We start from the raw sequence: 9,471 nt of genomic DNA, 5'->3' as shown, positions 1-9,471 counted from the left end.
CACTTCCCTTCGCCTCTTCGTGAAGCGAAGGAACGGAATTCTAGTGCCCGTTTCCCCCTCGCGCAAGGGGTTCGCGAAAAGATTTTCAGCGGTGCTTAAAAACCGGTTTGCGCTTCTCGACAAACGCCGCCATTCCTTCCTTTTGATCCTCGGTAGCGAATAGCGAATGAAACATGCGCCGCTCGAAGTGAACTCCCTCAGCCAATGTCGATTCATATGCTCGATTAACAGACTCCTTTGCCATCATTACTGCAGGCAGCGAAAAGCTGGCGATAGTCGATGCGGCTTCCATTGCTTCGTCCAACAGGCTCGCCGCAGGCACTACGCGCGATACCAAGCCCGCGCGCTCCGCTTCCTCAGCGCCCATCATGCGTGCAGTCAGGCACATGTCCATCGCCTTTGCCTTCGACACTGCCCGCGGCAAGCGCTGCGTGCCGCCAGCACCCGGGATTACACCAAGCTTGATTTCCGGTTGACCGAACTTGGCGGTGTCGGCGGCGATGATGATGTCGCACATCATGGCCAGCTCGCAGCCGCCACCAAGCGCGAAACCTGACACCGCGGCAATGACGGGTTTGCGAATCGTGCGCACCGTTTCCCAGTTGCGCGTGATGTACTCGCCCTTGAACGTGTCCATATAGGAGTAGCCGGCCATCATGCCGATGTCTGCCCCTGCTGCGAACGCTTTTTCGCTGCCGGTCAGCACGATCGCGCCGATGTTCTCGTCGACATCGAATTGCTTTAGCGCGACGCCGAGCTCATCCATCAGCGCATCGTTTAGCGCGTTGAGCGCCTTAGGCCGGTTCAGCGTGATTAAGCCGACTCGTCCGCGGACTTCGGTCAATAGATTCTCGTAAGCCATTCATTCCTCCTATGTGAACTCGCGCGAAAACGCTTCGCGCACGCGTCTCGAAAATGCTAACATTCGCAAACCAACCGGTCGGTCAATTAATTGACCAAGCGTCCATCACCGTTACTCATCCCTTGCCGCCATGACACATCCGCTATTCACGAAGCACGAAGCGACGCTTAACCAAGCGCTTGCCGCCATTGCAACACGTGGCTACTGGAGCCCGTTTCCCGAAATGCCGAGTCCCAAAGTGTACGGTGAAACAGCCAATTCGGACGGCGAGGCAGCCTTCAAAGCACACCTGAACCGGACCTTCGATCTGAACCAGCCGACCACCGGCGAGACGGTCGGCAATGAGCGTTCGCCATTTGGGCTCACGCTCGGAATTCGTTATCCGAGAGCGGATGTCGACGCGCTGCTGGCGGCATCCGCAGCGGCGCAAAGTCAGTGGCGCGCCGCCGGCCCTGAGGCGTGGGCAGGTGTAAGCCTCGAAATACTGACCCGGCTGAACAAGGCAAGTTTCGAAATCGGCTACAGCGTCATGCACACGACCGGGCAAGCGTTCATGATGGCCTTTCAGGCCGGCGGTCCGCATGCACAGGACCGCGCGCTCGAAGCAGTGGCCTACGCTTGGGACGAGCTTCGCCGAATTCCGGCCGACGCGTATTGGGAAAAGCCCCAAGGCAAAAATCCCCCGCTCGCGATGCACAAGCGTTTCACCGTCGTGCCGCGCGGCACGGGTCTCGTGCTCGGTTGCTGCACATTCCCCACGTGGAACGGCTATCCGGGCATGTTCGCCGACCTGGCCACGGGTAACACTGTCATCGTCAAACCGCATCCGGGCGCCATCCTGCCCCTGGCTATTACAGTTCGCATTGCTCGCGAGGTCCTGCGCGAAGCGGGATTCGACCCGAATGTGGTCACACTGCTTGCGACCGACGCGAACGACGGCCCTCTCGTCCAGGATCTTGCGCTGCGCCCCGAGATCAAGCTGATCGACTTCACCGGCAGCACACAGAACGGTAACTGGCTCGAGCGCCATGCGCATCAGGCGCAGGTGTACACGGAGAAGGCCGGCGTGAATCAGATCGTGATCGATTCGGTCGATAACCTAAAAGCCGTTGCCGGCAACATTGCTTTCTCGCTGGCGCTGTACTCCGGCCAGATGTGCACGGCGCCGCAAAACATCTACGTGCCACGCGACGGCATCCGCACCAGCGAAGGCCAGATGAGCTTCGACGACGTAGCGAAGGCGCTCGCGGCCGCCGTCGAAAAGCTGGTCTCCGATCCGGCCCGCGCGGTCGAATTGACGGGCGCCATTCAGAATGATGGCGTGATGGCACGCATTGCCGACGCGCGGCAACTGGGCGAAGTGCTGACGGATAGTCAATCGCTTGCTCATCCCGCCTTCCCTGATGCCCACGTGCGCTCTCCCCTCATGTTGAAAATGGACGTTCGCACCGACGCCGCGAAATTCACGCAGGAATGGTTTGGCCCAATCTCTTTCGTCATTGCGACAGACTCGACGGCGCAATCACTCGATCTGGCGGGATCGATTGCCGCTGAACACGGTGCGCTTACGTTTTCCGTGTACAGCACAGACACTGCAGTAGTCGACGCAGCCTATGACGCAGCGATTCGCGGCGGTGTCGCGCTCTCGATCAACCTGACCGGTGGCGTGTTCGTCAACCAGACAGCGGCGTACTCAGACTTCCACGGGACGGGGGCCAATCCCGCAGCGAACTCGGCATTGTCCGACGCAGCCTACGTAGCGAACCGCTTCCGTGTTGTCCAAAGCAGAGTGCATGTTGCACCGAAGGCCGCACCGGCAACAGCTAGCCAAACGGCATAGGTGCCCGGCCCGCAACGCCGCGTGGAAACATAGGCCGTTCGGCCGAATGGAAAGCGGCGACGGGCGCAGCTAGTATCGAAGGCATGCGTATTTGCGCAACGTAGCCAGCAAGGAGACACCATGTCCGACAACGGCAACTCAATCGTCATTGATATCGACGCCAGTACGCACGTCGCCACGCTGACGCTGAATCGTCCCGACAAGCTGAACAGCTTCACGCGGGCGATGCATGAAGAATTGAGCAAGGCGCTCGATCGGGTGGAGGCAAGCAATGCGCGTGCATTGGTGATCACGGGGGCGGGCCGGGGTTTTTGCGCGGGTCAGGATCTCGCCGATCTTGACTTCACACCCGGGGCGATGACCAATCTGGGCGCGCTGATCGACCAGCATTTCAATCCGCTCGTGCGACGCCTGCAGGCGTCGCCGTTGCCGGTGATTGCCGCCGTCAACGGTATCGCGGCCGGTGCAGGAGCGAATCTCGCCATGGCGTGCGACCTGATCGTCGCGGCGCGTTCAGCGAGCTTCGTCCAGGCTTTTGTGAAGATTGGCCTAATTCCGGATACCGGCGGCACATGGCTCTTGCCGCGGCGCGTAGGTGAAGCACGGGCGCTGGGCCTCGCGTTGACGGGCGACAAGCTGGGCGCCGAACAAGCTGAAGCATGGGGATTGGTCTGGAAAGCAGTCGACGACGAGCAATTGCAAAGCGCTGCATTCAAGCTTGCCACGCAACTCGCACAGCAGCCGGCCAAGGCACTCGCCGCGATCAAGCACGCTATCCGTGCCGCCGCGAACAACACGCTCGATCAGCAACTGGATCTTGAGCGCGATGTTCAACGCGAACTGGGTGACTCGCACGACTATGCCGAGGGCGTCGCCGCCTTCAAGGAAAAACGTGCGCCCCGCTTCGACGGCCTCTGAAATTCGATCAGCAAACTCCGGGAGAACGCAGCAATGACGCCAGAAGAACTCGCCAACGCGACCGCGCAAGCCATGTACGAAGCGGATGCATGCAGCCGTGCACTTGGCCTCGAACTCACGGAAGTTCGTCCGGGGTACGCGTGCATGCAAATGAACGTCCGCGACGACTTTCTGAACGGTCACGGCATCTGCCACGGCGGACTCATTTTCACGCTGGCCGACTCCACGTTCGCGTTCGCCTGTAACTCGTACAACATCAATACGGTCGCGGCGGGGTGTTCCATTGAATTCCTCCGTGCGGTGAAGGGCGGGGACCGCTTGTCGGCAGAAGCTGTCGAACAATCACTGACGGGGCGAACCGGCATCTACGACATTCGCGTCACGAACCGTGAAGGTGAAACAGTCGCGATGTTCCGCGGCAAGTCATCGCAGATAAAGGGCAATCTGGTTCCCATGGAATCCTGAACCGCTTTACAAAACACAGCGCCCATACAAGCTTGACCAGGGCCATTGACTGACGATCAAGAAGGAGACATTCGATGAACAACGCGCTTCCGCTGGACCCGATCGAGACGGCCAGCCGCGACGAGCTAATGGCGCTGCAGCTCGAACGCCTCAAGTGGTCGCTTGCCCATGCGTATGAAAACTCGCCGGTGTATCGCCGCAAATTCGACGAAGCGGGCGTGCATCCGGATGACGTGAAAACCCTGGCCGATCTGGCGCGTTTCCCGTTCACGACAAAGAAGGATCTCCGCGATAACTACCCGTACGGTATGTTCGCAGTTCCGCACGAGCAGATTTCGCGAATCCACGCGTCGTCGGGAACGACGGGCAAGCCGACCGTGGTTGGTTACACGGCGAAGGACATCGACACCTGGGCCAATCTCGTCGCGCGTTCCATCCGGGCTGCGGGTGCACGGCGTGGCGACAAAGTGCACGTCAGCTACGGCTATGGCCTATTCACTGGCGGCCTCGGTGCTCATTACGGCGCTGAGCGTGCGGGTTTAACTGTGATCCCGTTCGGCGGCGGCCAGACTGAAAAGCAAGTGCAACTGATCCAGGATTTTCGTCCCGACATCATCATGGTGACGCCCAGCTACATGCTGTCGATTGCCGACGAACTCGAGCGCCAGGGCGTTCACCCTGCTGATTGCTCGCTGCGCATCGGCATCTTCGGTGCGGAGCCGTGGACAAACGACATGCGCGTGGCTATCGAGAAGCGAATGGGTATTGACGCTGTCGATATCTACGGCTTATCAGAAGTGATGGGGCCAGGCGTGGCGTCGGAGTGTGTGGAGACGAAGGACGGTCCAACGATCTGGGAAGACCATTTCTATCCCGAGATCATCGATCCTGAAACCGGTGAGGTCTTGCCGGACGGTGAACTAGGCGAACTCGTGTTCACTTCGCTGACTAAAGAGGCGCTGCCAATCGTCCGCTACCGGACCCGAGATCTCACTCGGCTTTTGCCGGGCAGCGCGCGAACGATGCGCCGGATGGAAAAAATCACGGGGCGTTCAGACGACATGATGATCGTGCGCGGCGTGAATGTATTTCCCACGCAGATTGAAGAACTGCTGCTCAAACAACACGCGCTCGCGCCGCATTATCAGATTGTGCTGACGAAGGAAGGCCCGCTCGATGTGCTTACGCTGAATGTCGAGCCTTGTCCTGAGACGGCCCCGGATACGAGCGCTCTCGATCAGGCCAAAGCCGCGCTCGCTTATGACATCAAGGCGTTGATCGGTGTCAGCGCAGTGGTTAAGGTGCTGGATGTGAACGGGATTGAGAGGTCCGTCGGAAAGGCCCGGCGGGTGATCGATCGGCGGAAAGCGGCAAGCTGATTCTGCATCCGCCTTCAGCCGGTCGGAGCCGACGCTTGTTACGCGAGCGGTACCCGTATTCGAGATTCCAGCTGATCCGGCTAATCCGCGGTTGATCGATTCGCCGAAAGCCTCGAGTCGATTGGGCAAGCACCGGTCAAAGCCGGCGCTTGCAATTACCTTCGCAACGTCTTCAACCCACACGGCTACGAATTCGGTAGCAGCAGCCACATCCTGCCGGCCTGCTTCATCCGGCCGGCGAGATCCCCTGCGTCGTCGCCCAGACCCCAGAAATAATCCGCGCGCACGCCGCCCTTGATCGCGCTGCCGGTGTCCTGAGCGAACACCAGCCGGTTCATCGGCGCATTGCTCAACGGGCGAGTGGTCTGCAAGAAGACCGGCGTACCAAGCGGGATAGAAGAAGGATCAACCGCAATCGAGCGTTCAGGGGTAAGCGGAACACCCAGCGCGCCCACCGGTCCGGTGCCCACGCCGGCCGCCAGCGTTTCCGCTCCCGGCATCTCGCGGAAGAACACAAAGCGCGGATTGACGTCGAGCAACGCATCGACACGCGACGGGTTCGCTTTCGCCCACGCCTTGATACCTTGCATCGTGGCCTGTGCAGGAGTGAGTTCGCGCCGATCCAGCAACTCACGCCCAATCGATTTGTATGGCTGGTTGTTCGTCCCGCCAAACCCGACGCGCATCGTCGTCCCGTCTTCCATCACGATTTGTCCCGAGCCCTGGATCTGCAGGAAGAACGCTTCGATAGGATCGTCGACCCACACCAGTTCGTTGCCGTTCAAAACGCCCGAACTTTCAAGCTGCGCGCGTGTTGGTAACGCGGTGCCGGGTTTGAACCGATACGGCCATCGATACAACGGGTACTGATAAGGCCCGTGACGAGTACGCGCACCGCGCAACAACGGTTCGTAGTAACCGGTCACGAGACCGTCGAGCGTGCCGTCGGTGTTGGCCAGCTGGAATGGCGTGAAGTACGCCTCGAAGAATTCGCGGGCAGCGTTCATGTCGAGATCGTCGAGACGTTGCGCCGCCGCGCACGCCCGGCGCCACGCGGGCTGTTGCGCGAGACGGCTGCAGTTCTGGCGCATTGCGGCCGTCGCGCCGAGCAGTGAATCGTCCTGCCAGCCGGGCACTTGCTGCCAGCTCACCGCAGTCAGGCGGTTAGCCGCGCGTTGTCCCGTGATGATCGGCGCACCAGTCGGCGGCGCAAGATATCCGGACTTGGTGCCCACCCCGCCGCACGAAGCGAGCAGGACGGCCGCTGTGAGCGACGCCGCCCATCCTGCCAATCCGGCAAGCGAGCGAGTGAAACGCATACAATGTTCGTTCTTGATGAGAACCGCCATGTCTGATCTATTCGACGAATACCCAATGCTTATTTTTGCGCTCGAGTCTCTCGTGGCGCTGCTTCTGCTGATCTTTATCGTCGTGTGGACGGCTTCGGGCAAGAAGAAAAACAGGCGCTAAGAGAAACGCGGGCGGCACAACCGCACGTGCTTTGGCGCAGGTTCAATGCAGCGTACGCGGCATGTGCAGCGAAAATTCGGCTATTGGCGCCTCGAAACGCTCACCATCTTCAGCTACGCAAAAATACGAACCACGCATGGTGCCAACGGGCGTCGCAATGACAGCCCAACTCGTGTACTCGAATTTTTCGCCCGGCGGCAGCAACGGCTGGTTGCCGACCACGCCAAGTCCCTTTACTTCCTGAACCACGTCGTCGCTGTCAGTGATGATCCAGTGGCGCGAGATCAGTTGTGCTGCGACCTGGCCCGTGTTCCGGATGGTCAGAGTGTAGGCGAACGCAAACTGGTGGGCGTCCGGATCCGATTGTTCAGGGAGATATTGCGTCTGGACGGAAACGCTGAATTCATACTGGCTCATCGCTTTTCCAATTCAAAAATGTGCTGCGCGGGTGCTAACCCCAACCCCTGAGCCTCTTAAGGACAGAGGTCCGGCGCGGGTTGCGCGAATTTGCGTGAACGTCAGGTGACGCATTCTGCTTGATGCAGCCGGTGCCCGCAACAGACCGTCACTGCCCGCAAGGGTTTTGTCAATCGAGCGAAACACCCGCGGAGGGCCGCAGGACGGGACGCAGGCCATTCGGTCAGCGGTCAAAAAGGTCGTCTCACTGTAAAATGCATTTTCCGCTTGCAACCGGCCGACGTCATGACGCAATTTCGCCTGTCCCCCAGTATTTTGTCCGCCGACTTTGCCATTCTCGGCGAAGAGGTCCGCAACGTGGTCGCCGCCGGTGCGGACTGGATCCACTTCGACGTGATGGACAACCACTACGTCCCGAACCTGACAATCGGCCCCATGGTCTGCGAGGCGCTGCGCCCGCATACGGATGTGCCTATCGACGTGCATCTGATGGTGCGCCCGGTCGATCGTATCGTGCCGGATTTCGCAAAAGCCGGCGCCAATGTGATCAGCTTTCATCCGCAAGGTTCGGATCATATCGATCGCACGCTGTCGCTGATTCGCGACCACGGCTGCAAGGCCGGCCTCGTTTTTAATCCAGCCACTTCGCTGAGTCATCTCGACTACGTGATGGACAAGGTCGATCTGGTGCTGATCATGTCCGTGAACCCGGGCTTCGGCGGCCAGTCGTTCATTCCCGAAGCGCTCGTAAAATTGCGCGAAGCCCGCCGGCGTATCGACGAATACCGCGAGCGGACCGGACGCGAGATTCATCTCGAAGTGGACGGCGGCGTCAAAATCGACAACATCAGGGAAATCGCCGAAGCCGGCGCGGATACGTTCGTGGCCGGATCAGCCATTTTCGGCCACCACAATTACCACGACGTTATCGCGCAAATGCGCGCCGAGCTGGCCAAAGCGAATACCGGAGAAGCGCGATGAGCGAACTCACCGCGGAGCTTCCGGCGTTCACGAACAAGACGCTGCGCGCGGCGATCATCGACCTGGATGGGACAATGATCGACACCGCCGACGATTTCGTCGCGGCGCTCAACGGCATGCTGGCGCGTATCGGCACAAGAGCCGCAGACCGGGACGAAGTCATTGGCTATATAGGAAAGGGTTCGGAGAACCTGATCCGCAGCGTACTGGCCGTGCGGTTTTCAGCGCTGGAAGCAAGCACGAAGTTCGAAGACGCACTTGCGATCTATCAGACGGAATACGCACGCATCAACGGACAGCGCTCCACCCTCTATCCCGAAGTCACGGAAGGCCTGAAAGCGTTACGGGATCTAGGTTTGCCGCTGGCGTGCGTGACGAACAAGCCGCACAGGTTCGCTGTCGAATTGCTGGCGAAGTTCGGCTTGGCCGAATACTTCAAGGTGGTACTCGGCGGCGATTCCGTCCCGCAAAAAAAGCCGGATCCGGCGCCCATGCTGATTGCCTGCGAGCGGCTTGACGTGCTGCCGCGCGAAACCGTGGCTATAGGGGATTCGGAGAATGACGCGCTGGCGGGCCGTGCAGCGGGCATGGCAACGCTTACAGTGCCTTACGGTTACAACCACGGCAAACCCGTGCACCTCGTGAAATCCGATGGTATAGTTTCTTCCCTGCTAGCTGCCGCACAGGCAATAGCAGCAACCATGGCCGCGCCCGCTGCACCCGGCGCGACAACATCGACTGACTAGTTCAATCCTCATGTTTCTGAACAAAAAACGGAGTCTGAGCAGCATCGACCGGGGAGCCTGGCCCTGGCGTCGCTGGTCGCGCTAACCTCGCCCGAGGGTCGCTGAAGCTCGTCTTCGGCAACCGTTTTTTGCTTCGCTGCGCATTCCGCGCGCCGATCCCACCGACTTGTTTTACCTTGATGCCTGGCCTGATCCGCATCATCCGCTGCGCCCAAACTTTGTTTTGTGGCCGTACCGCGTCAGCAACGCGGCTACAGTCCAAATGTTCGGGACAGCGATTCGAGCATCAGGCGATGCACAAACGAAGCCGATAGTGGATCGCGCCGTGCGGTAAATTGTCCGCAACGCCCCGTGTGTGCTCGATGTCGCCAAACCCAACAAGCGACACGTAAA

The 9,471-nt window shown here is 59.9% G+C and carries 10 protein-coding genes; 7 read left to right on the top strand and 3 right to left on the bottom strand.

Annotation, left to right across the window (positions count from 1 at the left end):
* Positions 1-85 precede the first annotated feature (85 nt).
* A complete protein-coding gene (locus ABH944_RS40655) occupies positions 86-862 on the bottom strand; it encodes an enoyl-CoA hydratase (RefSeq protein WP_404614250.1) in 777 nt (258 codons plus the stop codon).
* A 130-nt stretch (positions 863-992) separates the two neighbouring features.
* Here ABH944_RS40655 and paaN point away from each other — a divergent pair, with 130 nt between their 5' ends.
* The 4 genes from paaN (at position 993) to paaK (ending at position 5,464) form a co-directional block, all read left to right on the top strand.
* Positions 993-2,702 (top strand): phenylacetic acid degradation protein PaaN, encoded by a 1,710-nt coding sequence (gene paaN, locus ABH944_RS40650; protein ID WP_404614248.1) that lies wholly within the window; start codon positions 993-995, stop codon positions 2,700-2,702.
* 120 nt (positions 2,703-2,822) lie between these two features.
* The gene (gene paaG, locus ABH944_RS40645; protein ID WP_404614246.1) at positions 2,823-3,620 is read left to right on the top strand and encodes a 2-(1,2-epoxy-1,2-dihydrophenyl)acetyl-CoA isomerase PaaG; all 798 of its coding nucleotides are present in this window, start codon (positions 2,823-2,825) and stop codon (positions 3,618-3,620) included.
* Positions 3,621-3,653: 33 nt separating this feature from the next.
* The gene (gene paaI / locus ABH944_RS40640) at positions 3,654-4,085 is read left to right on the top strand and encodes a hydroxyphenylacetyl-CoA thioesterase PaaI (RefSeq protein WP_404614244.1); all 432 of its coding nucleotides are present in this window, start codon (positions 3,654-3,656) and stop codon (positions 4,083-4,085) included.
* Positions 4,086-4,159: 74 nt separating this feature from the next.
* Positions 4,160-5,464 (top strand): phenylacetate--CoA ligase PaaK, encoded by a 1,305-nt coding sequence (gene paaK / locus ABH944_RS40635; RefSeq protein WP_404614242.1) that lies wholly within the window; start codon positions 4,160-4,162, stop codon positions 5,462-5,464.
* Between the two features lie 185 nt (positions 5,465-5,649).
* Here the strand turns inward: paaK and mltA are convergent, their stop codons facing one another.
* Positions 5,650-6,813, bottom strand: coding sequence for a murein transglycosylase A (mltA, locus tag ABH944_RS40630; protein WP_404614240.1), 1,164 nt, complete (start codon positions 6,811-6,813; stop codon positions 5,650-5,652).
* Here mltA and ABH944_RS40625 point away from each other — a divergent pair.
* Entirely contained in the window at positions 6,812-6,934 is a 123-nt protein-coding gene (locus tag ABH944_RS40625; protein ID WP_047898369.1) for a hypothetical protein, read from the top strand. The two genes, mltA and ABH944_RS40625, sit on opposite strands and share 2 nt — an antisense overlap.
* A gap of 42 nt (positions 6,935-6,976) precedes the next feature.
* Here ABH944_RS40625 and apaG read toward each other — a convergent pair whose 3' ends face one another.
* Complete coding sequence (gene apaG, locus ABH944_RS40620) at positions 6,977-7,351, bottom strand: Co2+/Mg2+ efflux protein ApaG (RefSeq protein WP_089161389.1); 375 nt, start codon at positions 7,349-7,351, stop codon at positions 6,977-6,979.
* A 285-nt stretch (positions 7,352-7,636) separates the two neighbouring features.
* On the opposite strand from apaG, the gene rpe reads away from it, so the two are divergent.
* Positions 7,637-8,332 carry a ribulose-phosphate 3-epimerase gene (gene rpe, locus ABH944_RS40615; RefSeq protein ID WP_404614237.1) on the top strand — a complete coding sequence of 232 codons (696 nt, stop codon included), beginning with the start codon at positions 7,637-7,639 and terminating at the stop codon, positions 8,330-8,332.
* Positions 8,329-9,078: a phosphoglycolate phosphatase gene (locus ABH944_RS40610; RefSeq protein ID WP_404614235.1), complete on the top strand. Its 750-nt coding sequence runs from the start codon at positions 8,329-8,331 to the stop codon at positions 9,076-9,078. Before rpe ends, ABH944_RS40610 begins: the two co-directional genes overlap by 4 nt.
* Positions 9,079-9,471: the final 393 nt, after the last annotated feature.

The organism is Caballeronia udeis (genome assembly GCF_044909315.1).
Lineage (GTDB): Bacteria > Pseudomonadota > Gammaproteobacteria > Burkholderiales > Burkholderiaceae > Caballeronia > Caballeronia udeis_A.
Note: the sequence above shows the minus strand (reverse complement) of the source record. Positions and strands in the feature narration are given on the sequence as shown.

Coding starts and splice junctions, on each gene's coding strand:
- ABH944_RS40625 (WP_047898369.1), top strand. CDS start 6,812: ATGTCTGATCTATTCGACGAATACCCAATGCTTATTTTTGCGCTCGAG.
- paaN (WP_404614248.1), top strand. CDS start 993: ATGACACATCCGCTATTCACGAAGCACGAAGCGACGCTTAACCAAGCG.
- paaG (WP_404614246.1), top strand. CDS start 2,823: ATGTCCGACAACGGCAACTCAATCGTCATTGATATCGACGCCAGTACG.
- ABH944_RS40655 (WP_404614250.1), bottom strand. CDS start 862: ATGGCTTACGAGAATCTATTGACCGAAGTCCGCGGACGAGTCGGCTTA.
- rpe (WP_404614237.1), top strand. CDS start 7,637: ATGACGCAATTTCGCCTGTCCCCCAGTATTTTGTCCGCCGACTTTGCC.
- ABH944_RS40610 (WP_404614235.1), top strand. CDS start 8,329: ATGAGCGAACTCACCGCGGAGCTTCCGGCGTTCACGAACAAGACGCTG.
- paaK (WP_404614242.1), top strand. CDS start 4,160: ATGAACAACGCGCTTCCGCTGGACCCGATCGAGACGGCCAGCCGCGAC.
- apaG (WP_089161389.1), bottom strand. CDS start 7,351: ATGAGCCAGTATGAATTCAGCGTTTCCGTCCAGACGCAATATCTCCCT.
- mltA (WP_404614240.1), bottom strand. CDS start 6,813: ATGGCGGTTCTCATCAAGAACGAACATTGTATGCGTTTCACTCGCTCG.
- paaI (WP_404614244.1), top strand. CDS start 3,654: ATGACGCCAGAAGAACTCGCCAACGCGACCGCGCAAGCCATGTACGAA.